Annotated in this window: 21 protein-coding genes and 5 pseudogenes; 13 read left to right on the plus strand and 13 right to left on the minus strand. The window is 57.2% G+C overall.

The window, feature by feature from the left end; all coding sequences use genetic code 11:
* The first annotated feature begins 102 nt into the window (after nt 1-102).
* Nucleotides 103-516, plus strand: a complete 414-nt coding sequence (locus MUBE_RS06790; RefSeq protein ID WP_116540012.1) for a DUF3151 domain-containing protein — start codon at nt 103-105, stop codon at nt 514-516.
* 90 nt (nt 517-606) lie between these two features.
* On the opposite strand, the gene MUBE_RS06795 is transcribed toward MUBE_RS06790, so the two are convergent.
* The 3 genes and pseudogenes from MUBE_RS06795 to MUBE_RS06805 all read right to left on the minus strand — a co-directional run bounded on the left by MUBE_RS06795 (nt 607) and on the right by MUBE_RS06805 (nt 2,531).
* Nucleotides 607-921 (minus strand): hypothetical protein, encoded by a 315-nt coding sequence (locus tag MUBE_RS06795; RefSeq protein ID WP_116539957.1) that lies wholly within the window; start codon nt 919-921, stop codon nt 607-609.
* Between the two features lie 187 nt (nt 922-1,108).
* Nucleotides 1,109-1,804, minus strand: a pseudogene (locus MUBE_RS06800) (zinc metalloprotease).
* A 37-nt stretch (nt 1,805-1,841) separates the two neighbouring features.
* On the minus strand, nt 1,842-2,531 hold the full coding sequence (locus MUBE_RS06805) for a peptidase M50 (protein WP_116539958.1): 690 nt from the start codon (nt 2,529-2,531) through the stop codon (nt 1,842-1,844).
* Between the two features lie 81 nt (nt 2,532-2,612).
* Between MUBE_RS06805 and MUBE_RS06810 the strand changes: the two genes are divergently transcribed.
* Both MUBE_RS06810 and MUBE_RS20095 read left to right on the plus strand, forming a co-directional pair.
* Nucleotides 2,613-3,911 (plus strand): adenylosuccinate synthase, encoded by a 1,299-nt coding sequence (locus tag MUBE_RS06810; protein ID WP_116539959.1) that lies wholly within the window; start codon nt 2,613-2,615, stop codon nt 3,909-3,911.
* A 15-nt stretch (nt 3,912-3,926) separates the two neighbouring features.
* Nucleotides 3,927-4,560: pseudogene (locus MUBE_RS20095) on the plus strand (hotdog family protein).
* A gap of 45 nt (nt 4,561-4,605) precedes the next feature.
* Here MUBE_RS20095 and MUBE_RS06820 read toward each other — a convergent pair.
* Complete coding sequence (locus MUBE_RS06820; protein WP_116539960.1) at nt 4,606-4,932, minus strand: hypothetical protein; 327 nt, start codon at nt 4,930-4,932, stop codon at nt 4,606-4,608.
* A gap of 322 nt (nt 4,933-5,254) precedes the next feature.
* Nucleotides 5,255-5,395 (minus strand): PE domain-containing protein, encoded by a 141-nt coding sequence (locus tag MUBE_RS06825; RefSeq protein ID WP_165849744.1) that lies wholly within the window; start codon nt 5,393-5,395, stop codon nt 5,255-5,257.
* A 463-nt stretch (nt 5,396-5,858) separates the two neighbouring features.
* Between MUBE_RS06825 and MUBE_RS17610 the strand changes: the two genes are divergently transcribed.
* Nucleotides 5,859-6,467, plus strand: a complete 609-nt coding sequence (locus MUBE_RS17610; protein ID WP_243632908.1) for a hypothetical protein — start codon at nt 5,859-5,861, stop codon at nt 6,465-6,467.
* Nucleotides 6,468-6,498: 31 nt separating this feature from the next.
* Here MUBE_RS17610 and MUBE_RS17615 read toward each other — a convergent pair whose 3' ends face one another.
* Nucleotides 6,499-6,696, minus strand: coding sequence for a hypothetical protein (locus MUBE_RS17615; protein WP_243632909.1), 198 nt, complete (start codon nt 6,694-6,696; stop codon nt 6,499-6,501).
* Nucleotides 6,697-7,824: 1,128 nt separating this feature from the next.
* Between MUBE_RS17615 and MUBE_RS06835 the strand changes: the two genes are divergently transcribed.
* Both MUBE_RS06835 and MUBE_RS06840 read left to right on the plus strand, forming a co-directional pair.
* The gene (locus MUBE_RS06835; RefSeq protein ID WP_116539962.1) at nt 7,825-8,268 is read left to right on the plus strand and encodes a rhodanese-like domain-containing protein; all 444 of its coding nucleotides are present in this window, start codon (nt 7,825-7,827) and stop codon (nt 8,266-8,268) included.
* 56 nt (nt 8,269-8,324) lie between these two features.
* Entirely contained in the window at nt 8,325-9,545 is a 1,221-nt protein-coding gene (locus tag MUBE_RS06840) for an O-succinylhomoserine sulfhydrylase (RefSeq protein WP_116540013.1), read from the plus strand.
* A gap of 698 nt (nt 9,546-10,243) precedes the next feature.
* On the opposite strand, the pseudogene MUBE_RS20100 reads toward MUBE_RS06840, so the two are convergent.
* A pseudogene (locus tag MUBE_RS20100) lies at nt 10,244-11,089 on the minus strand (NAD(P)/FAD-dependent oxidoreductase); the annotation flags it as partial.
* Nucleotides 11,090-13,151: 2,062 nt separating this feature from the next.
* Here MUBE_RS20100 and MUBE_RS06850 point away from each other — a divergent pair.
* Nucleotides 13,152-13,469, plus strand: coding sequence for a DUF3054 family protein (locus tag MUBE_RS06850; protein WP_243632918.1), 318 nt, complete (start codon nt 13,152-13,154; stop codon nt 13,467-13,469).
* Between the two features lie 81 nt (nt 13,470-13,550).
* Here the strand turns inward: MUBE_RS06850 and MUBE_RS06855 are convergent, their stop codons facing one another.
* Complete coding sequence (locus tag MUBE_RS06855; RefSeq protein ID WP_116539963.1) at nt 13,551-14,306, minus strand: MBL fold metallo-hydrolase; 756 nt, start codon at nt 14,304-14,306, stop codon at nt 13,551-13,553.
* A gap of 85 nt (nt 14,307-14,391) precedes the next feature.
* Between MUBE_RS06855 and fgd the strand changes: the two genes are divergently transcribed.
* The 4 genes and pseudogenes from fgd to MUBE_RS17640 all read left to right on the plus strand — a co-directional run bounded on the left by fgd (nt 14,392) and on the right by MUBE_RS17640 (nt 19,061).
* Nucleotides 14,392-15,402: a glucose-6-phosphate dehydrogenase (coenzyme-F420) gene (gene fgd, locus MUBE_RS06860; protein ID WP_116539964.1), complete on the plus strand. Its 1,011-nt coding sequence runs from the start codon at nt 14,392-14,394 to the stop codon at nt 15,400-15,402.
* Between the two features lie 10 nt (nt 15,403-15,412).
* Nucleotides 15,413-17,474, plus strand: a pseudogene (gene pta, locus MUBE_RS18945) (phosphate acetyltransferase).
* Between the two features lie 179 nt (nt 17,475-17,653).
* A pseudogene (locus MUBE_RS20105) lies at nt 17,654-18,499 on the plus strand (acetate kinase).
* 295 nt (nt 18,500-18,794) lie between these two features.
* On the plus strand, nt 18,795-19,061 hold the full coding sequence (locus MUBE_RS17640; RefSeq protein WP_243632913.1) for a hypothetical protein: 267 nt from the start codon (nt 18,795-18,797) through the stop codon (nt 19,059-19,061).
* 83 nt (nt 19,062-19,144) lie between these two features.
* Here the strand turns inward: MUBE_RS17640 and MUBE_RS17645 are convergent, their stop codons facing one another.
* The 4 genes from MUBE_RS17645 to glnX all read right to left on the minus strand — a co-directional run bounded on the left by MUBE_RS17645 (nt 19,145) and on the right by glnX (nt 24,213).
* The gene (locus tag MUBE_RS17645) at nt 19,145-19,288 is read right to left on the minus strand and encodes a hypothetical protein (protein WP_243632914.1); all 144 of its coding nucleotides are present in this window, start codon (nt 19,286-19,288) and stop codon (nt 19,145-19,147) included.
* A gap of 343 nt (nt 19,289-19,631) precedes the next feature.
* A complete protein-coding gene (locus MUBE_RS06890) occupies nt 19,632-21,917 on the minus strand; it encodes a serine/threonine-protein kinase PknG (RefSeq protein ID WP_116539968.1) in 2,286 nt (761 codons plus the stop codon).
* The gene (locus tag MUBE_RS06895) at nt 21,917-22,897 is read right to left on the minus strand and encodes a glutamate ABC transporter substrate-binding protein (protein WP_116539969.1); all 981 of its coding nucleotides are present in this window, start codon (nt 22,895-22,897) and stop codon (nt 21,917-21,919) included. The genes MUBE_RS06890 and MUBE_RS06895 overlap by 1 nt, the downstream gene beginning before the upstream one ends.
* Entirely contained in the window at nt 22,894-24,213 is a 1,320-nt protein-coding gene (glnX, locus tag MUBE_RS06900) for a protein kinase G-activating protein GlnX (protein ID WP_116539970.1), read from the minus strand. Before glnX ends, MUBE_RS06895 begins: the two co-directional genes overlap by 4 nt.
* A 193-nt stretch (nt 24,214-24,406) precedes the next feature.
* Between glnX and MUBE_RS06905 the strand changes: the two genes are divergently transcribed.
* On the plus strand, nt 24,407-25,039 hold the full coding sequence (locus MUBE_RS06905; RefSeq protein WP_207801673.1) for an NUDIX hydrolase: 633 nt from the start codon (nt 24,407-24,409) through the stop codon (nt 25,037-25,039).
* Here the strand turns inward: MUBE_RS06905 and thiE are convergent.
* Complete coding sequence (gene thiE / locus MUBE_RS06910; RefSeq protein WP_424399053.1) at nt 25,011-25,718, minus strand: thiamine phosphate synthase; 708 nt, start codon at nt 25,716-25,718, stop codon at nt 25,011-25,013. The two genes, MUBE_RS06905 and thiE, sit on opposite strands and share 29 nt — an antisense overlap.
* A 168-nt stretch (nt 25,719-25,886) precedes the next feature.
* Here thiE and thiO point away from each other — a divergent pair, with 168 nt between their 5' ends.
* Nucleotides 25,887-26,909: a glycine oxidase ThiO gene (thiO, locus tag MUBE_RS06915; RefSeq protein ID WP_116539971.1), complete on the plus strand. Its 1,023-nt coding sequence runs from the start codon at nt 25,887-25,889 to the stop codon at nt 26,907-26,909.
* Nucleotide 26,910 lies beyond the last annotated feature (1 nt).

Genomic DNA, 26,910 nt, shown 5'->3' on the forward strand with positions numbered 1-26,910 from the left:
CTATCAAGTCAGTATTTTGAGCTTAGCGACCCTGCACCGGATTGGGGCGTGGGCCGAGGTGCCGTACACGCGGGTGGCGGGGCGAACGACAGAATGGAGACCATGACATCTATAGGTGATCTCCTGGGGCCTGATCCGATCCTGCTGCCCGGTGACAGCGACGCCGAAGCGGAACTGCATGCAAACAAGGACCCGGGCACCGTCGCCGCCTCGCATCCGTCTGCGTCGGTGGCCTGGGCGGCACTTGCCGAAGAAGCGCTGGCCGCCGATAAGGCCATCACAGCTTATGCGTATGCCCGCACCGGCTACCATCGCGGTTTAGATCAGCTGCGTCGGAATGGCTGGAAAGGGTTTGGCCCGGTGCCGTATTCGCACCAGCCGAACCGCGGCTTTCTGCGCTGCGTGGCGGCGCTAGCGCGGGCCGCTGACACCATCGGGGAGACTGACGAATACGGACGCTGTCTGGATCTGCTTGACGATTGCGATCCCGCGGCCCGCAATGAGTTCGGACTCTAGAAGGTTGCCGAACAGTCACCGATGCCGTCGGGGCACTTGTTCTGGACGGTCGAGTGATCCAGTCCGCGACCACCTCCATGTAGGCTACCCTTAACTGCCGGGCTGTTCTCCGAGTGTGAACGCAGCAACAGCGCTACCATGATACTGGCCGGCCAAGGCGGCCAGTATCATCACTATTGACACGCTGGAAATGGACGGGGCTTCTTTGAGTTGTTGACCGCCTCGTAGAGGATGAATGTCGCGATTCAGATCAGCAGCGTGGTGTTGGCCACCACGGTCAATATCTCGGGCCAGTGACGAGCTGTCACGCTGGACCACCATCGCGGTCAGCCCCATGAATATGGCAACCACGTTGGTGAGCATGTGTCCTGCATCGGTGGGCAGCGCGATTGAGTTAATCAGCAACGTGGTATTCAGTTACGAAAGAAAGAACGCTACCAGGATCACTGCGGCAACAAAAATCATGCGGAGGATCATCCGAGATACGTTGGCTTCGACATGAGTGTGACTATGTCCAACGCCTATTACGTTAACGTATACATTGCACGTGTTGTTAGGGTCAGCGGCTCAACGCATTGTCCATGGCTACCAGTCAGTGGGGCGCACCAGACAAATCAAGGAGCCAGCCCACGACCATGAAGAGGAACTGGGTCGGGCTCGGTGCCAACAAGAGGAACAGCAGAATAAACACGACGTATTGCTTAGCCTGCGCCACCGCGTGCTGGATTCCAGGACCCCGATGTGGTTCTCAGGCGTCGTAACTGTTCAGGCTCGCGGTCGGCAGCAAGTTCAGCACGACCGCCACAATCTGAAGAAAGCTCAGGAGCACGACTCTGGCCCACAGGGCTGTGCGTGCAGGGTCGAAGCATAGTCTGATTCGCATAAGCGCTGACAACGTCAGATTGGCTGTTGGTCCCGCCAAGCTGACCAGAGTGCGGCGGGTAGGTGTCATGAGCCAAGTCTGCAAATACACGGCGGCGCTCGGCAGGCCGATCCCGCCCAGCAGGACGAACAACATTGGCACTAGCAGTGACAATGCCGGATGACTGTAGCGCTGTTGGTCCAGCGTCAGATATCAGCGCACTACGACATCGTGGTTGCCGAATCACCAGGCCGTCAGCGCGTGCACGAATTCGTGCAGACATAGCGACACTGACCAACCAGCAAGCATAAAGATGAATACTCCGGCATGGGCCAATGGCTGCACGCTCGCCCGGGCGAGCTACGTAAGCACAGTCCCGACGGCGGTTGGTCCTAGCAGGGCCATAGAGATCGGGCTAGGTCGCATCTGGTTTGTGCAGAGCGGGAGAATTCACTAGCCGAAATTATCGGATTAGCAACCAACCTTCGACGTTACGGTAGAACGTCGATCGGCGCGCCGGACGGCGCGCCGCAACACCGTCCCGGACCACCGCGACACCGGTACTGCCTAGCTGCACCGCGCGGCCGCTGAACCACCGGTGCCAACTGTTGATGCCGGTTCGGGGGCCACGCAACCGAGCCCGCAAGCCGGGCATAGCCAGTGTCGGTGTGATGTGCACGCCTGCGACATCGCCGTTGAACAGCGGGATGTCATCAACGACTGCCTCACCGTGCAGCGGCCGCTGGTCGTCGACAGGTAGCCAATCAGCCCTTCCCACGATTACCGACCCGGTCTCGTCGCGGATCAAGGGCACTCGCGTGGCAGAACCACGCCAAGCGCGTCGCGCTGCTAGGCGTCCGGTCGGAAGGCGATAGATCCGGGTTGCTGCCGTGCGTTGGCGTGGAACGTAAGCTACCTCAATGTCGAGTCGGTTGACGCGCAACAGCCGGCTTAGCACCGCCGCAAGGTCGGCGTCACCACCAACGACGATTAGTCGCCGGTACGGTCCGATTGCCGCGTCTACCGCGTCAATATCGTCTGGGTAGGCAGCCCGGTGAGTAGACAGCGTGGCCAGGGCGTTCCATCGTTGCTGAGTCTGGTTATCACCGAACAGCAACACCGCTCCGTTACAGGCACTCTCGGCTATGTTCAAGACATTCCTCGCAAACCGCTGGGCTAGGGTGGATCACCGGCTGGACCACAATAGATAGGCGGGATTAGGTGGGAGCAAGTCATGCCGGCAATCGTCCTCATCGGCGCCCAGTGGGGCGACGAGGGCAAAGGTAAGGCCACAGACCTGCTTGGTGAACGCGTGCAGTGGGTGGTGCGTTATCAGGGTGGCAATAACGCCGGGCACACCGTCGTTTTGCCGACCGGCGAGAACTTCGCACTGCATCTGATCCCGTCGGGGGTGCTAACACCCGGCGTCACCAACATCATCGGCAACGGTGTGGTGGTCGACCCCGGTGTGTTGCTCAGCGAACTGCAGGGCCTCCAAGATCGCGGTGTCGACACTTCCCGGCTGTTGATTTCCGCCGATGCTCATCTGCTTATGTCCTACCACGTAGCTATAGACAAGGTCACCGAGCGTTACATGGGTAGCAAGAAGATTGGCACCACCGGCCGCGGTATCGGGCCATGCTACCAGGATAAAATCGCCCGCATGGGAATACGGGTTGCCGACGTCTTAGACCCTGAGGAGTTGACCCACAAGATCGAAGCCGCGCTCGAGTTCAAAAACCAGGTGCTGGTTAAGATCTACAACCGCAAGGCATTGGACCCGTCGCAGGTTGTTGAGACGCTGCTACAGCAGGCGCAGCAATTTCGGCATCGCATTGCTGACACTCGGCTGCTGCTCAATGCTGCCTTGGAGGTCGGTGATACGGTGCTGTTGGAAGGCTCGCAAGGCACCCTGCTAGACGTTGATCACGGCACCTACCCGTATGTGACGTCGTCGAATCCGACGGCGGGCGGTGCAGCGGTGGGCTCTGGTATTGGCCCGACTCGGATTCGTACCGTGCTGGGCATCCTCAAGGCCTACACCACGCGGGTGGGCTCTGGCCCGTTTCCCACCGAGCTGTTCGGCGAGAATGGTGAATACCTAGCCAAAGCCGGCGGCGAGATCGGCGTGACGACGGGACGACGACGGCGCTGTGGGTGGTTCGACGCCGTGATCGCCCGTTACGCCACCCGGGTCAACGGGATTACTGACTACTTCCTGACCAAGCTTGACGTGCTGTCCAGTTTGGAAACTGTGCCAGTCTGCGTCGGCTATCGGATCAACGGCGTGCGTACCCACGATATGCCGATTACCCAAAGTGATCTCGCCCGTGCCGAGCCGATCTATGAGGAGCTGCTGGGTTGGTGGGAAGATATCTCTGGAGCCCGGGAATTTGAGGACCTGCCCGGCAAAGCCCGTGACTATGTATTGAGGCTGGAAGAGCTTGCTGGAGCACAAGTTTCGTGCATCGGTGTAGGTCCAGGACGGGATCAGACCATTGTGCGCCGCGACGTTTTGCGGAACCGTCCGTGACCAACTCCATCGTTCCTGGGCCCAGAAGATCTACCTTCAGAAGAACCTGAATACGAACATTATGGCGACTTTCCGGAACACGGGCCGACTACCTCAGGTGTGCGTTTTCGCCGATTCGCGGCAACCATGCACCGCTTTGCAAGACCTGACAGTGTCCACTGACTCCAGCGACAGCGACGAGGTATGGGACGATGTCGTCGACCGCGCCGCGGCATTGGTAGGTTTGCTCGGCCCGTTTGCCGCCGAACGAAGATGAGGCACCGGACATACCAGGCATGGGCAGTCTCCTGCCGTCTTGCACGTTGATCCAATACATTTCCGACGGTATCGATAATGACCGGATATTTCACCCGATTTCAATGTCGGGGGCAGCTACGCAGTACACGGCGATATATTGCTAACAATATTTTATCATACTGCTCGGCCTAATTGCGCATGCCACGGTACGGTCGATCAGCCCGACGGCTTTCCTGCACGTGGACTACCGCAAGATCACCTCGGTTGATGCGATATTGGTGATGTGGGGACGGGTCGCCAGGACCGAGGGTTACGCGAGGCGTTTGTGCCCGCAGAACTGGTCGACGGTGATGATATGCTGCTCGCCGAAGACAACGGCCTGATAGTGCGGTTACTCGCTGGGCAGCCCTAAGGGGGATTTTTTAGCCGGACGGTTATTGGTTCTGCGGCGGTAGCATTACGCTGATGGTCGCCTCCTGGCATAGTTGTCAGGGTGGTGACCAGGTTCACCACGACCCCGGATGGCGGGCCCTCCGGTAGGCTGGATACGTTTGCCGCAAGAACAGCGGGTGTGTTCGGTTTCGCTGGCCGCGCCGCCGTTGTCATCGTTTGACTCGTTAGCGCCTCCGTGTCGAAGGTCTGCGGTGGCGCAGGTTAACGGCGTCAACTCCAATGCAACTATCAAGGAGCCTGCGTAGCTTTCCATTGCGGCGATGTCCTGATAGCGTATTTCGCCGTATTGAGTTTCGATGGTTGCGATTGTCGGGGTGTTTTGGCTCAGGATGTTGGTCTGTGATCAGAGGGATCACCATGCTGCAGTTGATTGCGATTGCCGCTAGGGGCACTGGTGTCGAATAGACTGCTAGGTTGTTGCTGCGGCTATCAGCGGCCTCGAGCCGTGGTCGGAGTAAATTCTGGCGAAGTTGATTTCCGGGTGCAGTGCACCGAATCCACCAATGCTAGCTTCCTCCCAGAATCGTGGCGACCGCGTTAGCGGTCTCGGTGTCCGCATATGAGCCTGTATTGCATGGCCAGCATAGCCGCAGACTGGTTGTGAATCGCAGCAGTTTGATAGTTTTAGCTGTAGAGAGTAAACAGTAGCGTTGTTAGTGCCGAAGCTCGTCGTAGGCGGCGGATATCACCTCGGTTGTAAGACCGGCCGCGGCAGCCTTGAGAGGGTTCATCGCCTGGCTGGTGCTGTACAAATTGCTTGAGGCCATATTTGGCATTTCCGGTTGTATCGTCACGACGTACATGGACTTCTTCTTAACGAACTTTCAGATCCGTAACGGGCTTCTTGTCGGTTAGAGGAGCTTTAGGTGCTCGGATTCCTGGCTGCTGGTGCCAGGTATCCGCTAAATCGGCGACAGGCGTGGCTGAGTCATTACTAGGCACTCACTGGCCTGCCACTCCTCGCTGACACAGAAAGAGGGCGACTTCAACAGAGTTGCACAAAAATACAAAAAATTCATCCGAAACAGAATTTTATCTTATGAGGGCTGCTTCGATAGTGTCCGCTGGGGATGTCGCTAGTTCCGCGCCAAGCGCCCCTACTCGTGAACAACATGCATGTTTGCCCTTGGCTGTGGAGCCAACCGACGGAGCGAGAGAGTGAGCTGGTGACTGATGGGTTGACTGACGGGCTACACGATCCCACTTAACTCATACGAGCACCTGTCGATTCCCGCAGCGGACAAAACGACGACAGTTGTGGTCGTCTGTCAGCGCAACAAGGAGCCCGCCGCCGATGACGATGCACCTGGTGATGAAGTCCAACCCAGCTTTGACGACAGGCCCTGGATGATGTTGCTGGGTTCGGGTGAGTGCAGCCGGGAGCTGACAATCACTCTGCGACGACTTGACGTGCGGGTGATTGCTGTCGAAGGGTATGCCGGTGCGCTTGCGCACGAGGTGGCCGACCAGTCGCTGGTGATCATGAGGATTGATGTCGACGAGGTCGCGGCGGCGGTCGAACGGCTGCAACCAGACTTCGTGGTGACAGCATCCGACGCGATCTCGCTGGATGTCCTCGATGCGATCAGTGTTCAAACTGAAAATGACTTCACCGAGCTGGTGCCCAGCGATCGCAGCGTCCGGCTCACCGCCGACCGGGAGGGGCTGCGCCAGCTGGCTGCCGGCCAGCTCGGCTTGCCCACCGCACCGTTCTGGTTCGTTGGATCAATCGGTGCACTCAAGGCGGTGGTCGGACGCGTTGGGTATCCGTTGCTGATGAGACTGGTTGCAGGAGTGGTCGGCCAGGGACACTTGGCGGTGTCTCGGGGCCCGACGGTCTCGAGCTCGGCTGGTGGTGTGCTGTAGGGCGTGAGACGGGGGAGTACGGCCTTGTGTGTTAGCGGAAAAGATGGTCGAGATCGAGCTTCACGTCAGCCTGCTCGTCGTGTGTATAGAGAGCCAGCCGGGTGCGGTCATCGAGTTCTGCACGCCTATATGTCGTCGCAGCGCCGAAGCTGACGTGTTGGAATTCTGGCAACTGCAGGCAAATGAGTCCTGCCACTGCCAGCGCGGCCAAGTCGATCAGTGTGCGCATCGTTCAGGCGCTCAGTGGACGCAGTGTCTTCAGCGTCGAGTTAATTATCAACGGCGATGAAGTGTACTTCGCTGACGTGACAGCATACTCTAACGAGAGCGCCTGAATTGTACTGTAATTTATTTAGTCGTTGCCGGTTTTTGAGTTGTAGGCCCGGGTCATTTTGGGTGTTCCGGTGGACGTCATGATGGCTTCACCGGATATCGCTCGCGTAATAAGAGCGGACAACGAAGTGGGGTCGGTGGCAGTGGGTGGATCGCTGAGCACCGATACGTTAACTGGTGCGCTTGATGTACCAGAAAACGATCTCTAGATGCTTGATCCATCCAGGTGACCCACCGAGGGCACGCGTATGCTGGCAGTTGCACTGGCCACGGCATCAGATCTGGCGATCGCATGTGATTGAGTTCGCAAGGTGGCGAATGTGCTGTGCAGACGTTGCCAGCCGTGAGTTTGTCGTGGCACAGTCGAACATGCGGGTGAGTTACCCGGGAGGTTGTCTCACTCAGCTGTTAAAGTCTTAAATGTCAGTGGAGAAACACTCGACGCATCAGTGAGGCGAAACTACTTCGGCTGGAACGGAAGACGCATCGCAGCCCGCTATGGGTGTCCGTAGTCTGTTCTGCCCTGATGAAGCCGACTATGTCCAATTCGATTTCCAAGTAGCCAAATTGCTACTTCGAAGAGTTCAACACGACATAACGGATCGCCTGATATTACCTATATACGTTGGCATTCAACTATTTCCGTGTCGAAGTCACATGTAAGCAGTTCCATCAACAGCCCGTTGCAATACTCACCCTGATGAGTACGCTCGTATTGCTGCAACACACCCACTCGCCGGAATACCACCTGTTTTCATAACAGCGCATCGCTGCCGTAACCTCGACTGTGATAGCCGCGCTACGTGACGAGCTCGCGGCCCGTCGAACTAAACAATCGGGGCGTACACCTCGGACATCGCCTGTCCTCTCGGCTGATTACCGGAGGAACCGTTACCAGGCAGGACGACGTGGCACACTCGTGGATATGCTTATTGACGGGTTTGCTCTTTCGGGATCCCTGGGGATGGCTCTCAGGTGTTGATATCAGGAACCGGAGTGGGTGGAAAGTACCAGGTAAGCACTTATGAGCACAGATATGAATCGTCCCTATGCAGGAGATATCACGCCCTTGCAGGCATGGAAAACGCTCAGCGATAACCCGCACGCGGTGTTGGTCGACGTACGCAGTGATGCTGAGTGGCGATTTGTTGGGGTACCCGACGTGTCGAGCTTGGGCCGTGAGGTGGTGTACATCGAGTGGAACACATCTGACGGGCAGCCAAACAAGAATTTTCTCGCTGAACTGCAGGAGCAGATACCGCCTGGAAACGTCGAGCAGGGAGAGCGCCCGGTGGTGTTCTTGTGTCGTTCGGGGAACCGCTCTATTGGTGCCGCGCAGGTCGCGACTGAGGCGGGGATCACTCCATCTTACAGCGTGTTAGATGGCTTCGAGGGTCATCTCAATGTGGAAGGTAGCCGCGGTGAAACAGGTTGGCAGGCAGTTGGATTGCCGTGGAAGAAGCTATAACCCGTGGCAGTAATGAGGTGGGGGCATCTCTCGCGCGTGGGGGTAGAGTGGCGCAGATGACCGGCGACCGTTCTGTTCGCAACCCTAAGACGCTGCCGGACGGCGTCAGCCAGGTAACCATGGGCGTGCGCGGGGGCCTTCTACGGTCTCAGTTCGAAGAAACTGCCGAGGCTATGTATTTGACGTCTGGCTACATCTACGAATCGGCGGCAGTTGCGGAGCAATCTTTCACAGGCGAGCTGGACCACTTTGTGTACTCTCGTTACGGCAACCCTACCGTAGCGATGTTCGAGGAACGGTTGCGTCTGATAGAGGGGGCTTCGGCGGCGTTCGCCACCGCGAGCGGCATGGCCGCGGTGTTCACTTCGTTAGGTGCGTTGTTGGCCGCCGGTGATCGGTTGGTCGCCGCACGTAGTTTGTTTGGATCATGTTTCGTGGTGTGCAATGAGATTTTGCCACGCTGGGGTGTCGAGACTGTCTTTGTCGACGGCGACGACCTCATGCAATGGGAGCAGGCGCTCTCGGTGCCAACTCAAGCTGTGTTTTTTGAGACGCCGTCGAATCCGATGCAGTCGCTGGTAGATATCGCCGCAGTGGCTGAGCTGGCCCACGCTTCGGGAGCAAAAGTCGTGCTGGACAACGTTTTTTCTACACCACTGCTGCAGCAAGGTTTTCCGCTCGGGGTTGATGTGGTGGTCTACTCCGGTACCAAGCACATCGACGGTCAGGGGCGGGTGTTGGGTGGTGCCATCTTAGGTGACAAGGAGTACATTGAGGGTCCTGTGCAAAAACTGATGCGCCATACCGGCCCAGCTATGAGTGCTTTTAATGCCTGGATATTATTGAAAGGACTTGAAACGCTTGCTATTAGAATTAAACACTGTAATTCTTCGGCGCACCGGATTGCTGAATTCTTGCAGCGGCATCCGGCGGTGAGTTGGGTGCGCTACCCTTTTCTAGTATCGCACCCGCAGTACGACCTGGCGAAGCGTCAGATGTCGGGCGGCGGGACGGTGGTTACCTTTGCGCTCAATTCTCCGGAGGACTCCGCCAAGCACCGGGCTTTTGAGGTACTGGACAAGCTGCGGCTGGTTGATATTTCCAACAACCTTGGCGACGTCAAATCGCTTATAACCCACCCAGCTACCACTACTCACCGGGCGATGGGCCCGGAGGGCCGTGCTGCGATCGGGCTCGGAGACGGCGTGGTCCGCATCTCCGTCGGTCTCGAGGACGCCGACGATCTGATCGCTGATATCGATCAAGCTCTGAGTTAGTTGCGCCAGACAAAGTTCGGTGGTGCTGTCATTGATGGGGGCCATCCGAGGCAAAAGTGATTTCACGCCCGCGATGGGGCGTCAGCAAACAAGGACTGTCACGACCCTACGTTGTTTCACGTAAGGCTGGGGCGGCTGTCGTTGATCATTGACGAGCAATCCGCATCGTATCGGGATACTGTCATGATATGTTTTGTTGGCGTTGACTCAAGAAAGAGCGCCTACGAGGTGCCCACCCGGCATGCTATTGGTCGAGATAGTAGCCGAGTAACGTCGGGATTACTCTTGCTGAACAAAACTATTCGTTTCGTCGCCAAGGTCCCGCGATTGCTAGCCTGCGGTCGATTGTTCGGTATGTTCGACTTTTCCAGCGGCGGCAAGAACTTCTTGCGACTGCGTATGTTGCTTCATCCATTTCATGACCAGTGTGGTATAGATTATCTAGTCGGCAATGGTGATCTGTCTGCGAGTGCTACCTAAGTAAGGAGATCTCCAATCGAATATGGCGGCGACCCTATTCTGATGGCTGACCAGGCAATATAGGTGCAGCACCAACAAACCAAGTGATTGAAGCCGGCGAAACTCTAATACTTGCTACCTGTGTGACCGTGCTGTACTGGGAAATTATTGCCATGCTACTCGAGCTTAAGTACTTGAAGGGGTTGTGATTGGGCGGCTCGAAATGGCCTTTCACTATAGTGTTTGATAACTGTGGTGGCGTAGTGTGTGCTCTCCATAAAGAGCTTCTTAAGCTATCCTCGGCACACTGGGCACTAACATGTGATCGCCGATCATAAAGACGTGCGGGTGTCCTTTGATAGTGAGGTCAGGTTTCACGATTTTCCTTCCTGCGTAGTCGATTTCGGTGTCGTCGGATTGTTCGGCGATCATCTTACTTAGCGGGCTGGTTTCGACGCCAGCGGCGTCGGGCAGGATCACCCGGCACTGACTGGGCGTAATGGTTCGAAATGCTTCCGCTATGGTTCGTTTGATAAGTTCGGGGATCTATCCGGCCGTCTCAACGTCCGTTGGTACGGTACCGACGATGAAAAACGTCAAGCTAGTGTTCCCGCTTGGCCGGATTGGTTGTGACTTCGGCGGTCTCGAACGCGTTGAGGATATGACCGCGCAACTTCAGGGCATCGTCGATGGTCTTCATGTCGGGCCCGAAGGTAGCAAACTTGTCGTTGCCGAAACATGATTGCTGCGTGCCGGCGGCCAGGATGAGGCTGTCGTAGGGTATTATCATTTATAGATCGATCAATTTCAACGTGACTGTTTTTGTGTTCAGGTTGATTGTTTGGACCTCACCCAGCAACAGCCGGACGTTCTTTTGTTTACGCAGAATCAACCGAATGGTCGGGGCAATGTCGCCTTCGGGATGGGGGTATGTAAACGTCAGCTCGTTTGAGTGCCTTAGCCGAATTTAGGCAGCCGAATATGTTTCGGACGGTTATGACGCGATGGCGACTAGTGGTGGCCAGGAGCTTGCTGGCACTCACCTCGGTTTCCGTGGATCGAATTGCACTGTGCTGGTGCTGCATACTCTTGATATGCTAAGTTGTAGCCATCCAGACGCATTGTTTCGATAAGTCTGTTTGTGTTCACTGTGGAGCGTTTGAAGCGATGCCGGTGAACAAAATGTAATAGGTCTTGGCGCTGTGGTTATTTTAGTGTTGGCGGGAGTAGATTCAGCTCCTGTTGCATATCGAATTGAGCCTGCTCATTGTGGCTAGACGTCAACTGGACTTGGCGCAAGCTGTCAGCGTGTCGACGTCTGGGAATGAGAATCTTGGTGATGACCAGCATCGCGCTTCCCATTGCCTGTCGATAGGTACGTGTGCCGGACTCGGTGTTGTTCTGTTGGCATCCCGATGTTCGTTGCAATGATATGAAGGGGAGGTAAGGTCAGGGTTGGTGACATTTGTTGCAGTCATGATTAATTGAGTTGAGTTCAAGTTACTGATCTCTTGGACAACGGTTTTCAGCTTTTGTGACATCTGCCGCTTTGCTGTGGTACTTCCATCACCGGTGATTGGTGCTGTTATTGGTGAATTTCGTCGGCCAAGCTGCTGGTGATTACGATTATTAACCTATAGGTGTAATTATCGTTTGTGTAAAGTGTGTCGAGTAGTGCAGCTGGATGTGAAAATTGTCGACGGGAACGGAACTGGCGATGTTCTGTTATCGATTACAATTGTCAGCCGAGAGACATCATTATTCGTGTAAAATCTGGATCAGCATTAATTGATGTATATCGGGTGTGTTTTCGTAGATAGACTCTGATGCCAGATTGACCATATGCTGTTTAATCTGGTAATTAAGCGATATATTTTTGTCACCTAATATTGTTCAAGTAGACCGATGGATTTTGATCGCCTCATGTGTGTTGTTGAGTTTGTCGAAGTTGACTTGCTCGGAATGCAGCTCGATGTCTTCTTTGAGGAGACTGGGGTGCAGTGATAGCAGCTGATTTCTGTGTCGTTCTAGTGTCATGTTGACGAGTTTGGCTTGGTTTAGTCGAAATCCGGCGATTCTACGATCGCACTGGGTGCGCTGTATTACATTAGTTGAGCGCTGATTGTCAGGCTGGCCGCGTCGCTCTTATCGTCCCTCAGAGTAATAGCGGAGCGTGTCTCCGATGAGCAGAATAACGGTCCTTTGAGATCCCGTGTTTTGGGTAATGTTGCTTCGATGAGTAGGCGAGTGTCGATCATTAGTTTGTTAGTGATCGACGTTCGGAGTGTATTAATGAAACTTTGGATCTTTGGGATGTCTTCCTTGTTGGTAGCAGTCTATATGATTGCAACATCGGTGACCGAGTTATTGATGGTCCATATTTTGCGACTCTTGACTGCTTAATTCGAGCTGCTGTATGGCACCTGAGCTGTCATTATGACAGGACGGGATCCGACGTTGGGCTCGGTCAATTCGAAGTAGTCGAACAGGTCATCAGTGGCAGTTAGCGTTGCTTGTGCTTTTCGGATTTTCTTTTTTAGATCACAAAAATTGCTAGCGAGTTTTGCATCAAGACTATTGATCTGATGCTGGATTCGGCGGTTTTTAGTTCGATGTGAGCCAGGTTGTAGCGCATGGCTTATGTACTGTTATATCCGTGTATGGGGCGATTTTCTCTATGTAAAAATTCTGATCATGTAATTGAATAGGGATATGTCTGGGTTGAGTGGGTGATGTAGGTTCACAGTGGGTAGTATTTGTCTGCTTATAGGGTCAGCTTGTTAGCGTAAAGTTATTGTTGAAATTTATTCTCTGGTTGGTAATAAATGATGCGTGCGATGTTACTAGACTTAGCTTTTGTTGTGGTGTTGATGAATCGGTAGGTTTAAATAAATATCAATATTTAGGTTGGTGACGTTTATTGTTGGTATGGTGATTAGCTCAGGTTGTTGATTATGGGGCTCTGTCTAGGTCAACGGTCACGATTTGGCTGTCTTACCTGGTGAATACTGGTGTTGTTGCTGTGCCGATATTTGATTTAGATTCTGGTCATCGTAGGCCGATTGTTCGTGTGAATCTGTGCTTATTTTTGACGAATTTAGATTTGTGGTCGTTGCAGGGTTAAGGAGTCGCGTAGTTTCGTTGTATGTGATCGTGGTGTGGGCTGGCGTGGCTAGTATCGATATCGTTGCGGTGTTGGTTTTTGCATTGTTGGGTGCTGCAGTTCTGTCGAAGGACTTGCCGTTACTGGTGTTGCGGGTACATCGTGGCCGTTTCTTATCGGAATGGTTATCGGATGGCTGGTGGCGGTTTGTATTTGTCGTTCCTACTGGTGTTGTTTTTTGGTTATGCACTGTGGTGGTTGGCATGGTGTTGCGTGAAGTTGGTTTCACGGGTGCAGTAGTGAGTTTTGTGATGGTAGCTGCGTTAGTTACTGTAGTGTTGTTATTTTGGTTGTGGGGTTGATTTTGGGGCGCTGTCCTGACATGTTGAGTGACGCTGGAAATTAATATTTTAGAGAATTAATGTTTTAATTTCCAGCGTCACTCAACATGTCAGGACAGCGCCTCGTTTTAACGCCGTTTCCGTCGCCTCACGGATGGAGCCGCGCCATAGTTCACCGTGACCTGGCGCCAGGATGTGGGTTTCCAACATGCCTAGCGCACTCAGGCTGTGCAGACACTGTTGCTGACTATGATTGAACACTGCCGGCAGTAGCTGTGGTCCACGGTGACGCAGCAGCGGGTGGCCGGTGATCAGTGCGTCACCGCTGATCAGCGCTTCGTCGACGACGTACGAACAATGCCCGCCGGTGTGCCCTGGAGTGAAAATAGCCATCGGGTGACCCGGTAGCCCGGCGGCTATCTCCGCGGTCAGTGGTTGGGCGGCCGGTATACCGTCGCGGACCAGGCCGCCGCTACAAAGCACGTGAATGGACCAGATCGCCCACCGAGGCTGCCACATGCGCATCGCGATATCGAGCAGCGAGGCTTGTTCGAAGTACTCTCGCTTGGTGTGGCCTACCTCGTCGGCATGGCAGTACACCGGCGTGCGGTGTACGTTGGCGAACCAGATCGCCGAACCCATATGGTCGATGTGCCCGTGGGTCAACAGAATGGCGCGCACGTCACAGGCCTCATAGCCAAGCTGGCTCAGTGAGGTCAGCACGTCTTCCCGGTCGCCGGGATAGCCGGCGTCTATTAATATGACGCCGGTGTTATCGGCAACCAACGCCCAATTCACCGTGTCACCGCGCGCAAAATGCACCGAGTCGGTGACCTGGAAGAGAGTCGCCGCTGCCATGCTAAAGAGTTTAAGCCTGATGTCTGCGGTCTCCTGAGCCCGGTTCGGTCGCACTTACGATCGCCACGAGGAGTAGAAAGGACGAGTGGCTGAACTGAGACTTGGCTATAAAGTGTCAGCTGAACAATTCGCACCTCGTGAATTGGTCGAATTCGCGGTTGCCGCCGAAACTCACGGGATGGACAGCGCCACTGTCAGTGACCATTTCCAACCATGGCGCCACCAAGGCGGGCATGCCCCATTCTCACTGTCGTGGATAACTGCAGTCGGCGAACGCACTAAGCGGATTCTGCTGGGCACCTCGGTGCTCACTCCGACGTTTCGTTACAACCCTGCTGTTATCGCGCAGGCCTTCGCTACCATGGGCTGTCTCTACCCGAATCGGGTCTTTCTCGGAGTCGGCACCGGTGAGGCGCTAAACGAGATCGCTACCGGGTATAAGGGTTCCTGGCCGGAGTTCAAGGAGCGGTTCGCCCGTCTGCGCGAATCCGTGCGACTTATGCGGGAACTGTGGCGCGGTGACCGCGTCGACTTCGATGGCGATTACTACCAGCTCAGAGGAGCCTCGATTTACGACGTACCCGAAGGCGGCGTGCCGATATACATCGGCGCGGGTGGCCCAGCGGTGGCCAAATATGCTGGCTGCTCCGGCGATGGCTTAATCTGCACCTCCGGCAAAGGCGAGGAGCTGTACACTCAAAAGTTAATTCCCGCTGTCCGAGAAGGGGCGGTAGCGGCTGATAGAGATGCTGACGACATCGACAAGATGATCGAAATCAAAATATCCTACGACCCCGACCCCGAGCTAGCTTTGTCTAACATTCGGTTCTGGGCGCCGCTATCGTTGACAGCCAAGCAGAAGCACAGCATTGCTGACCCGATCGAGATGGAGAAAGCCGCCAACGCACTGCCGATCGAGCAAGTTGCCAAGCGCTGGATCGTGGCATCGGACCCCGACGAAGTCGTAGAAAAGATTGGTCAATACGTGACGTGGGGCTTCAGCCATCTGACGTTTCATGCGCCTGGTCCTGACCAGCGCCGTTTCCTTGAGTTATTTGAGACGGATCTGGCGCCCAAGCTGCGGCGGCTGGGCTGAAAACGGGCGGGTGGTCGCCAAATTTGCGATCTATATTGCCACGCCTGAACTGACGTCCAGGAAGGCGACGATCGCGTTGGGGATCCTGCCCGGACTTGCCGCTACGGTTGCCAAAGTCGGTGTGTTCCGGCCGATCACTCGCGTCGATGACGCACGCGATTACATCCTGGAACTTGCTGCTGGCTCACACCACCGCGGGTTTGCCCTGCCAGCAGTGCATTGGCGTGACCTATCGACAGTTGCACACCGGCACCGACACGGCCATCGTTGACATCGTTGATGCATATCACGCGATGGCCGAGGCATGTGACGCCGTTGTGATCGTTAGTAGCGACTACACTGACCTGGGCGTGGGCGTGGGGGTTACTCCCACCGAACTTTTGGTAAACGCGCGCATCGCAGTCAATCTGGGCGCGCACGTGCTGTTCGCGGTGAACGCTGAGGGGCGCAGCCCCGACGACCTTGTCGATGTTGTCCGTGTGTACCTAGGAGAGTTGGCCGCCCAGCGCGCCTACGCCGCGGCGATGGTGGTCAATAGGTGCTACCAGGCACAACTCGAAAATGTGTGTGAGGCACTGCACACATTCACCCCGCACAGCTATGTGCTGCTCGACGAGCCATTGATGTCGGCGCCGACTGTGACTGAACTGACGATGGCCGTGACCGGGACGCCGATTAGCGGTGACACCCCGCTGTGGGACCGCGAGGTCACCGACGTGTTGATCGCCGGGATGACTGCCGAGCATGTGCTAGAACGGCTGCGCGGCGGGATGGCGGTCACTATTCCCAGCGACCACTCTGGTGTGATGCTTGCCATCACCAGTGCTCATGCTGCGGAAGGGTTTCCGGCGTTTTCGTGCATCATCCTCAACGACGGGTTCGAACTACATCCGTCGATCACGACGCTGGTCTCAGGGCTGTGTCTGAGATTGCCGATCATCGCCACCACATTGGGTACCTATGAGACGGCCAACGCGACAGCCTCGGCTCGCGGTCGATTCACGGCAACCGTGCAGCGTAAGATCGACACGGCATTGGCGCTGATAGGCCGCCATGTTGATGTCGTAGACCTGTTGACCCGGCTTGCTATCCTGATCCCAACTGTTATAACATCACAGATGTTCCTTTATCGTCTGCAGCAGGCTCGTTCGGATAGCAAGTACATCCTTTTTCATGAAGGCGAAGACGATTGCATTCTCAAATTTGCTGGCCTTCTCTTTTAGCGCCATGTCGCCGACCTAACCATCTTAGGTGATGAGGCCCAAATCCGCTTGCTATCAGCAGAACTTGGATTCGACTTGGACGGCGTGCAGATGCTCAATTCGCACGTCAGTGAATTGCGCCATCAGTTCGCCCAGTTGCACAAGGCGTCAGGAATAATCGTCGAACGTGCTCACGAGATTGTGCAAGAACTCTCGTATTTCGGCACTATGCTGGTGTTCAACCGCAATGGCCGCCGGCATGATATCTGGCGCTGCGCACACTACCGGGCAAATTGTTTGCCCAGGGTCTGGGAGTATCAGAACGGTACCCGACATCTCCACGGTGTCCAGTCTTTTCTTGATGTGCCTGTCTGATTGGGTGCTTGTATACGGTGACTGTGCAATCGTTTCAAAACCTACATCCGAACAATTGACCGATATCGCGATATGCTCAGCGCGCACTGCAGCACAGTTTGGCATTGATCCGCGAGTAGCAATGTTGTCCTACTCGATCGGTGATTCTGGCAGTGGAGTTGATGGCGATACGGTCAGGGCAGCAACGAAGTTGGTACGTATTCGGGATTCGCAGTTGGCGGTTGAGGGGCCCATCCAATACGCCGCCCCGGCTACTAAGACGTTTGATTCGCCGGTGGCCGGTAACGCGGACGGTGCTGATCTTTCCCAATCTAAACACCGGCAACAACACTTGCAAGGCAGTGCAGCGAAACGCCTAGGACGATCGCGATTGGTCCGGTGCTGCAAAGTTTGCATAGGCCGGTCAATGATCTTTCTCGGGGTGCGCTGGTCGAAGACATTGTCGACATCGTGGCCACCACCGTGATCTATACGCAGGGTATACATGACCACTGAGATCCGGTCCCGCCTTAGTGCTGGTGCTTAACTCTGGCTCGCACGTCTGGTCAAATCGAGCTGATAGGAGAGGAATGGTTTTCGGTTACCGACCACGACGCGGTGCTGCACATTCTATGTGCTATTTGACTAAGGCGTCAACCTGCAAGCCTGTGGTTTTATGGCGATTAGTCCATCGGATGGCGCACGGCGGCAACGAGTTCCAATATCCGACACTGCTGGATAATGCGCTCGCCGCTGGGCTTAAGCAGCTGTCCGAACTGGCTTCGCTGCATAATCAGCCCGTGGTGAAAGGAATCGAAATAGTACGGAAGTGACTGTCAGAAATTCCGTATATCACGGTGTTCGACACCGCTTTCTTCTATGACTTACCATCAGCGGCTGCGACCTAAACGATTGATCGTCGCCAGGCCGAACAATGGCAGATTGGCCGCTACGGATTTCATGGCACGTTGCGTTGGTATGTTAGTGAGCAGGAAGCCACCCTTTTGTACCTGCCAGACCATAGTCTGAATCAGATTGTGCTGCGCCTGGTTAACGGTGTCTCGGCTTCGGCGATTACCGACGGTCGGCCACCCAACACGTCCATGGGCTTGACGTCGCTGGAGGGTTTGGCGTGATGGGCACCCGCAGTAGTGATGTAGACTCTAATGTTGTCAGCTACCTATGGCGCCGCTTCCAGATTAGGTGTCGGCGAGATCCATTCTATGTTCAATCACCGGTCAGGGCTGGTAGGTCTAGTAGGGGAGAACGATTTTCGGCGGCTACACGCGATGATCGAATCATGCGATAGCTCAGCACAATCTGCATATGGCGTGTTCATTCATCGAGTACGTAAGTGTATGGGAGCCTACCGGGTGGTACTGGGATACGCCGATGTGCTGAGCTTCACCACAGGGGTCGGTGAAAATGACACGAAGGTACGCCGTGATGTACTGACCAGTATTGGGGAAGTGGTTATGATACTTGATAAGTACCGCAATTTCAGTGCCTGGAAGAAGTGTATAGCAGATTTCTGTGGATGATTCGTGGATTGCTTTGCTGGCGATGCCAATCCAATGAAGAACTGGCCATTGCTCGCGACTGCGTAAGTGTGCTTTCCGATACGGTGGAAAGCGTATAGTGAAGCCAAAGTTGCTGTAACACGGGGGCGGTGCTGTGGACAACGTGAATAGCTATCCGTGGCGGACGTGTGATTCTTCACAGCATGAGAGAGTAGGGGCTATCTATCGGCAGTGAGGTATTGGCGGACGTGGTATTGAGTAGGAACCAATTTCGGACGCAGTACCGTGCGGTATTTCCCAAAATCTACGTGTCGAAGTGCGTCGAGCTTTCTCTGCAGCAGTGCATTTTCGCCGCCTGGCTCTGTGTCGAACCGCGAGGCCAACGGTCACCGAGTTGGTGGCGGCGTTGCACGGTGTCAAATGGATCAACAGCGACATCGCCGTGGAGCTCATCCATACCAAGCTGCGCGGACTGCGAGGTGTGCTGATCCGAGGTGATGTATTGCTCGATGGTGAGACGCAGGCTGTGGCTGGTTTCGCGGTTACTACACCGGAGCACACCGCCTTCGGCATCGGCCAGTGAGGGGACAGTCCGCTTGGCTGTTACACGGTTGGGTGCGCTTGCCCGCGTAGCGGGCTTCAAGATCAAAGACATTACGCGTATCACTAGGCACCACCGCGGTGCACGCGGCCTGCGGCAATTAGAAGACCGTACTCGGGCTGGTAGCCCTGGGTACGCAGTCGTACTAGGAGAGTTACCTGCCACTGCTTTTCATCGACGTCGGTTTCCCATGCTTTGGAGGCAGACACCGAATTTTAGATTATTGTAAAGTATTCTGGTTGTTTACTTGGATTCGGGTTGGGAGGAGTACCTGGTCGCAGTCGAATGCGACGGTGACCAACATCGGTCAGACCGACGGCAGTACGTCAAATACATCCGCCGGATCGAGATACTCGAGCAGAATAGGTGGATAATCGCCTGGGTTGTCGCGGAGGATCGTCCCGCAGATATCGCGCGGCGCGCGCTGGCAACTCGGTGTTCGAGTGTGTCTTGAGGGTGTCCAGGATGCGTTAGGGGAGGTAAATCCGCGAAATCTGCGCCCTGGCATGCACGGCCGAAGCGCTGGACGCGCATTCGATGAAGCCAAGATTACTAGAACGTACTGGTGGGTCGCACTTTGTTGGCCATGTCCACCAGGGTGTAGCGGTGCCGTTGGGTGGGTGCGACCCGGGCCAGATTGCGCAGCGACGCCTCGACACCTAGCCGCAATCCGTGTTTCGTGAACGGGAAACCGAGGATGTGATTGGTGCTGGCCTCGTTATCGACTAGCCAATCCATCGCCCCCCCCAATACCAGCGCGCGGATCTGCAGCACACGTGGTTCGGTGGGTGGCAGCGCTTCCACTCGCCGGGCGGCGTCGCGGATCTGCTGCTCGGTGATTTCGTTCATTGACCGGCCGGACAGCAGGGTCACCGCACTAGTGAGTCGCGCGGTGGTGAAATGGCGCGAGGTAGGCGGCACTTCATCAAGGGTGCGCACTGCGCCAGTTCGATCGCCCTCCGCCGACTGGAATCTAGCCAGCCCAAAAGCTGCTGAGATCACACCGTCATTGGTGCGCCACACCGTCCGGTAGAATTTGTGCTCATCAGCCTCGCCGGCCAGCTCGGCGGTGGCGGCCAGTGCGAGCTTGGGTGCTAGCTCACCGGGAAAGGTGTCTAGCACTTCGGTGAAATCTTTGGTGGCCGAGTCGTAGTCGCCGGTGAGTAGCTCAGCGACGGCGCGATACCAGACCAGCCGCCACTGCCAGCCGACCCGATCGGCCAGATCGTCGAGTTTCCGAGTGGCCTTGGTTACATCGCCTAGGTCCAATAACGCACGGACTTCCATCAGCGGCAGCTCAACCGACTCGGATAAGTCGATACCCTGCGCATCTAGAGCACCGTGCCGGGCTGCGCGCAGGGAGTCTAGTGTCTGCACCGGCTGGGAGAGCACCGTCGCCTGTAGCACCGGTGCTGCTGCATCGGTCGGATCAACCAGCGGAACCTGCAGTGCCGTCACGATCTCTTTGGCGGTGAGTTTCTCTGAATGCACCCGGCCGTCCAGATACACATCGGTGTGGGCGACCAGTAGGTCCACGCCGAATGTTGAGCGGCTTGGGCTGAAGATAGTCGACAGGCCGGCCCGTGGCACCCCGGTGTCTTGGGCAACCACTTCTCGCAGCACACCCATCAGCTGCGCGGATATCTCCTCGGCGGAGCTGAAGCGGTGCCGTGGATCGGGGTCGATGGCGCGGCGCAGCAACCGGGCAAATGAGTCGTAGGTGGTCAATACCGGATCGTCTTCGGGTAGCCCGTCCACGTAGCGGCCGTTGCGGGTGCGCAGGTTCAATGTGAGCGCCGCGAGCGTGCGGCCCACGGTGTAGATGTCGGTGGCCACCGTCGGACCGGTTCGGACGATCTCTGGCGCCTGATAGCCGGGTGTGCCGTAGAGGTAGCCAAATGAGTTGATCCTCGACACCGCGCCTAGGTCAATCAGCTTGAGTTGCTCTTCGGTGAGCATGATGTTCTCTGGCTTCAGGTCATTGTACACCAAGCCGATGGAATGCAGATAGCTCAGGGCGGGCAGGATTTCCAGCAGGTAGGCGATCGCTTCGGCGACGGGTAGTTTCTCGGTTTTGCCTTTTTTTGCAACCCGTTTCAGCGATTGTCCGCCGATGTATTCCATGACGATGTAGCCGACGGGATCCCCATGTGTGTCTTTGTGTTGGACAAAGTTGAAGATCTGAACGATCTGCGGGTGTACCACCTCGGCGAGGAATTGCCGTTCGGCCATCGCGATTGCCTGCGCCTCGGCGTCACCGGAGTGCACCAGGCCCTTGAGTACTACCGGCCGGTCGTTGACGTTGTGGTCAAGTGCCAGGTAAACCCAGCCCAACCCACCGTGCGCAATGCAGCCCTTGACCTCGTATTGCCCGGCGATGGTATCTCCAGGACCCAGTTGGGGTAGGAACGAATACGGGCTGCCGCAGTAGGGACACCAACCCTCCTTAGCTCCTTGAGCCCTTTTGTCCTCTGACTCGGACCGGCCGACCGGCTCTCCGCAGTTCCAGCAGAACCGCTTGGATTCCGGCACCACCGGGTTGGTCATCAGGGCCTCAAGCGGATCAATATCTCGCACCCGGCGGATCTCCACGAGTCCACCGCCGAGTTGTCTAATCGGCGGTAGCACCCTAGTCGCCGGCGTTATCCGCTCTTGAGGTTCGGTGTCCACTGAGATATGCGGAGGATCATCGTCGTCGTCGAAATCGGGCCGGAATACCGCCTGGGTGGCATGCGGTCGCCCTTCCGTTGCGCCGGACGGCGGGTCTGTTCGCTGGGTGGCTGGGCCCACGTCTTCTGTATCGGGGGCGATGTGTTCTTTCTTCATGGACTTGGCCATCAATCCACATACCTCGGTGTGGGTGGGGCCGGTGCTGGCCCTAGAACTGTCAACCACTTGCGGTACAGTGTGTTCCAGGTGCCGTCCTTGCGGATGCGTTCGAGTGTTCCGTTGACGAACCGAACTAGCGCGGTATTGCCCAAGTTAATCCCGATGCCGTAAGACTGGGTAGCCATATTCGGCCCGGCGATGTGCAAGTAGGGGTCTTCCTCGACCAGCCCGGCTAGGATCGAGTCATCGGTGCTGATGGCGTCGATCTCCCGCTGCTGCATCGCCACTAGGCAGTCAGCCCAGTTCTCCGCCGATACGATGACCGGCGGTGGTGTGATCTCGCGAACCTGGTGCAGTGAGGTGGTGCCCCGTGTAACGCAGACGCGTTTGTTGGACAGGTCGGAAGGCTTCGTGATTGGTGAGTCACGCGGGGCGAGGATACGCTGGTTGGCGTCGAGGTAGACGGTGGAGAAGTTCACCAGCTTGCGTCGTTCGCAGGTGATCGTCATCGTCTTGACGACAATGTCGACCTCTGATTTCTGCAGCGCAGTGATGCGCTCTGCGGTCGACAGGATGCGGTATTCGATATGTGATGGGGTGCCGAAGATGTCGCGCGCCACCTCGCCAGCGATGTCGACGTCGAACCCGGTGATTTCGCCGGTGATCGGGTCGCGGAAACTGAACAGGTTGCTGCCGATGTCGAGCCCGACGATCAGCCGGCCGCGGGCACGGATCTCTGCCACCGCAGCGTCGGCTTCCGCTTTGGTGGGGAAGGGGCGCAGGCTGGCGGTCGGGTCGCAGTCTGGTTCGGTGTTGTCGGGCAGCAGTGAGGGCTCCGGCGACACTTGCTCCATGCCGATCGGTGTGGGCGGCGGCAGCGTTGGCACGGTGGCCACCGTCAGGGGTTCCGTATGGCCGCAAGCAGTCAGCACTATCGCCGTCCCGAGCACACTGCAGGCTCGCTGGATCTTGGGTTGGTGTGTCGTCACCTATACTCCTTTAGCCGTGGCCACAGGCCGAGGGCGACCGCAATGGCGGCGCCCAGGCTGAGCACCATGCCACCGACCTGGGCGCCGGATAACCCACTGCGCGCACTAAGGACATCCTGGCGCAAGCGGGTCCGGCTTTGGTCCATCGCCTTGACTAACTCGTTGTCGAGCTCGTCGAATGCGGGGGTGGAGTCGTTCTCACCGCTACCCAGCGCGACCTTGGTGGCAGCCCGATAGTTACCTACTGAGATGTAGGAGTTCATACGATCATTCGCCTGTCGCCAGCGGACCAACAGTTGGTCGACTCCTTGCAAGTCTTCCTTGTCGACGGCGTCGTTGCGGGACAAGTATTGTCCGATCTCTTGGTGCATGGCGTTGATGCGGGTGTAAAACGACTCTTTTCGGCTCTCATCATCGCCGTGTCGAATTAGCGACAGTGTCTCGTCAGCTCGTGCTTGCTGAGCGGTGATTTCGACGTCGGTAACGGTTCTCAGCGACTCGGCTGCGGTGTCTTTGGCACTGCGGCTGGCGGTCGTGGAAATCGTCAATGCGGTTCCGACCCATATCACCATGACGAGAATGCAAAGCGCGCCCACCACAAGACCGGGGTTGATCCGGCGCCTGGTACGCCGGGCCAGCCAGCGGTGGGATAACACACCGAAGACCACAGTAGTGGAGACGATGAGAATCACCGGGAGTGGAATTTGAGTGGACGCGGTAGTTTCGCCATCCACCCGGTTTGATGTCTCCCGGTAGAGCTCTTGTGCTGCAGGAAGGATTGTCGATTGCATCAGCCCCGACGCTTCCGACAGGTATGACGATCCGACCGGGTTGCCTTCCCGGTTATTTGTTCGGGCAATCTCGATCAACCCGGTATAGACGGCAAGTTCGGCGTTGATCCGGCTCAACAATTCCACTAGCCTGACGTCGGTCAGTCCGCTCGACGCGCGGGTCACTGCAGCCGCGGCGTCGGTGATGGCTTCTTCGTAACGCAGCCGAACGGTGCGCGGTTCAGCTTGAGCGATGAATGCGGTGGCCGCCGCGGCGTCGGCAACTGACAACGTGGTGTAAAGGCGTCCAGCGGCGACTGACAGCGGCTCAGTGTGGCTAAGCACGGTGGTCAATACTTGCTGCCGGTGGTTGATGGTCGTCGAGGTGGCGAACGCGCTGAGGCCGCCGAGAGTGGCCAAAACGATGCCTATAGCCAAGATACGGCCCGGTGTGGTCGAGACGAACCACCAGCGTGGATGGGCCGGCTCGGCCGTCGACCGAGACCCTAGCGGCTCGGTCGACGGGTGTGCCAGCTCAACCGTCACGTCTGCTCCGACCTCATTCTTTCGGCATCTTTGTGTTGGCCGTCTTGAACCGCTATAAGCGAATTTTAAGAGAATGTTGCCGCGGATGTGGGATGCCGGACCCAATTGGTCGGTATTAACTCTGTGGTCGCTCTGTAGGTTGTCAGGTGGATCCGTACGCCGAGCGGTTTATTGCCTGCATATCCTGAAACACGTGCAGGGTGACGGTGATGGATGGGTGGTATCCGACAGTGGCGTCCACTACTGGGGTCGGTATGGCGCAGCCGGCCTGCTCCTCCGGGCACCGCGGCCCGACGGCACCCCCGCGGTGTTACTGCAACATCGGGCGTTGTGGAGTCATCAAGGCGGCACCTGGGGTTTGCTTGGTGGCGCTCGGGATAGCTATGAGACCCCCGAGGAGACCGCGGTCCGCGAAGCTCGCGAAGAGGCTGGTCTAACTGCAGAGCGATTCGCTGTGCGCGCGACGGTGGTGACGGCCGAGATCTCCGCGCTCAGGGACAGTATGTGGACCTACACTACGGTTGTCGCCGATGCTCGCGAGTTGTTGCCCACCGTACCCAACCAGGAAAGTGTCGAATTGCGCTGGATCGCTGAGTTCGAGGTGGCCGACCTGCCGCTGCATCCCGGGTTAGCCGCCAGCTGGCAGCGGCTGCGCACCACTCCAGTCATTGTGCCGCTAGATCACGGCCATCAATGTTGGCAGGGTCTGCCTCGCACGATGGAGATCGAGACGGGAGTCTTCGTCTGGTGCATGCCGGGTGACTCGGGTCAGGCACTGTCGCAGCTAAGTCACCGGATTAGCTCGTTGCTATCAGCGTCGACATGAGCTGTTCGGCCGCGGCCCGCGGGTCGGCGGCCGCGGTGATTGCCCGCACCACCACGATCCTGCGGGCACCGGCATGGAGCACGTCGGGAAGCCGTTGCGCGTCGATACCGCCGATAGCGAACCACGGTTTGTCGCCCGCGAGTTCGGTGGCGGTTCGCACCAACTCAAGACCCGCAGCCGGGCGGCCCGGTTTAGTCGGGGTAGGCCAACAAGGCCCGACGCAGAAATAGTCAACCGTTCCGGCATCTAAGGCGGTTGCAGCCGCGGCAACCTGCTCTCGGTCATGGGTGGACAGGCCGATCAGCGTTTGGTGACCCACGATCTGCCGCGCCACGGCGGGCGGCAGGTCGCCCTGCCCCAGGTGCAGCACGTCGGCGCCCGCCGCGCGGGCAATATCGGCGCGGTCGTTGACCGCTAACAGGGCACTGTGCCGTTGCGCCGCGTTGGCGAGGATATCGTACGCAGCCAGCTCGTCGCGTGCCTCCAACGGGCCAAACTGTTGTTCACCGACCGAACCCTTGTCGCGTAGCTGGACGATGTCCACTCCGCCGGCCAGGGCGGCGTCGGTAAATTGGGCTAAGTCGCCGCGCTCACGCCGCGCGTCGGTGCATAAGTACAGCCTCGCCTTGGCGAGACGGGTGACTCGACGGATTGCGGACTGTCCATGAGGTTCGTACACACCGCGACGCTAGCGCGCTAGCGTGGGAACTGAAGAATTCAGATACGGGAGTCCTGGGCAGTTCGAACATGCGGGGCTGAGAGTGGGCACAGTGAGAGCGACTACGCCTGCCTTACCGTCATACTTGCATACTTGATCCGGATCATGCCGGCGAAGGGAGGCCGAAAGATGCCGTCCGGTCCACCCGCGGGGTCGCTGGCCGTTATTGGCGGTGGTGTTATCGGGGTATCGGTGGCACGCCGTGCAGCGCAGGCCGGATGGTCTGTGCTGGTGCACCGAACCCGCGAGCAAGGCGCGTCCTGGGTTGCCGGGGGCATGCTGGCCCCGTACAGCGAAGGCTGGCCAGGTGAGGAACGGTTGTTACAGTTGGGGTGCGAGTCATTGCGGCTGTGGCGCCAAGGACCGTTTACCGACGGGCTGGCGCCGGAGGTGATTACCGCACGTGAGTCGCTGGTGGTGGCCGTCGACCAGGCCGATGTCGCTGACCTGCGCATGGTTGCGGACTGGTTGTCCGTGCAAGGCCATCCGGTGATCTGGGAGTCAGTTGTTCGCGCCGTCGAACCCCTGCTGGCACAAGGCATTCGCTATGGCTTTAGGACATCGACCGAGCTGGCGGTGGACAACCGGGCTTTGCTTGACGCCTTGTACTTAGACTGCGAGCGTCTAGGGGTGCGGTGGGCCGCGCCGGTGAACGACCTGTCCTGTGTCAACGCAGATGCGGTGGTGATTGCCAACGGTATTGATGCTCCCGCGTTGTGGCCCGGCTTACAGGTCCGTCCGGTCAAGGGGGAAGTGCTGCGCTTGCGCTGGAGAAATGGTTGTATGCCGTTGTTGCACAGGATAATTCGAGCACGGGTTCATGGCCGGCAGATCTACCTGGTTCCGCGTGCGGACGGAGTGGTCGTTGGTGCCACCCAGTATGAACACGGCCGCGACGACGCTCCGGTCGTGTCGGGAGTGCGTGACCTGCTTGACGATGCGTGTACTGTGCTGCCGGCGTTGGGCGAGTATGAATTGACTGAGTGCGCTGCTGGGCTGCGCCCAACGACACCGGACAACCTGCCGCTTGTGCACCGCCTGGATAACCGGACGCTGGTAGCCGCCGGCCACGGCCGATCGGGATTTTTGTTGGCACCGTGGACAGCTGAACAGATCATGTCTGAACTTACCGCGGTCGGAGCGCAAGTGTGAT

Origin of the sequence: Mycobacterium uberis, from assembly GCF_003408705.1 — a bacterium.
Taxonomy (GTDB): Bacteria; Actinomycetota; Actinomycetes; order Mycobacteriales; family Mycobacteriaceae; genus Mycobacterium; species Mycobacterium uberis.

What these genes read in the sequence shown, in the direction of transcription:
- MUBE_RS06790 (WP_116540012.1), top strand. Translation starts at nt 103, where the DNA reads ATGACATCTATAGGTGATCTCCTGGGGCCTGATCCGATCCTGCTGCCC.
- MUBE_RS06810 (WP_116539959.1), top strand. Translation starts at nt 2,613, where the DNA reads ATGCCGGCAATCGTCCTCATCGGCGCCCAGTGGGGCGACGAGGGCAAA.
- MUBE_RS17615 (WP_243632909.1), bottom strand. Translation starts at nt 6,696, where the DNA reads ATGCGCACACTGATCGACTTGGCCGCGCTGGCAGTGGCAGGACTCATT.
- MUBE_RS06835 (WP_116539962.1), top strand. Translation starts at nt 7,825, where the DNA reads ATGAGCACAGATATGAATCGTCCCTATGCAGGAGATATCACGCCCTTG.
- MUBE_RS06840 (WP_116540013.1), top strand. Translation starts at nt 8,325, where the DNA reads ATGACCGGCGACCGTTCTGTTCGCAACCCTAAGACGCTGCCGGACGGC.
- MUBE_RS06855 (WP_116539963.1), bottom strand. Translation starts at nt 14,306, where the DNA reads ATGGCAGCGGCGACTCTCTTCCAGGTCACCGACTCGGTGCATTTTGCG.
- MUBE_RS06890 (WP_116539968.1), bottom strand. Translation starts at nt 21,917, where the DNA reads ATGGCCAAGTCCATGAAGAAAGAACACATCGCCCCCGATACAGAAGAC.
- thiO (WP_116539971.1), top strand. Translation starts at nt 25,887, where the DNA reads ATGCCGTCCGGTCCACCCGCGGGGTCGCTGGCCGTTATTGGCGGTGGT.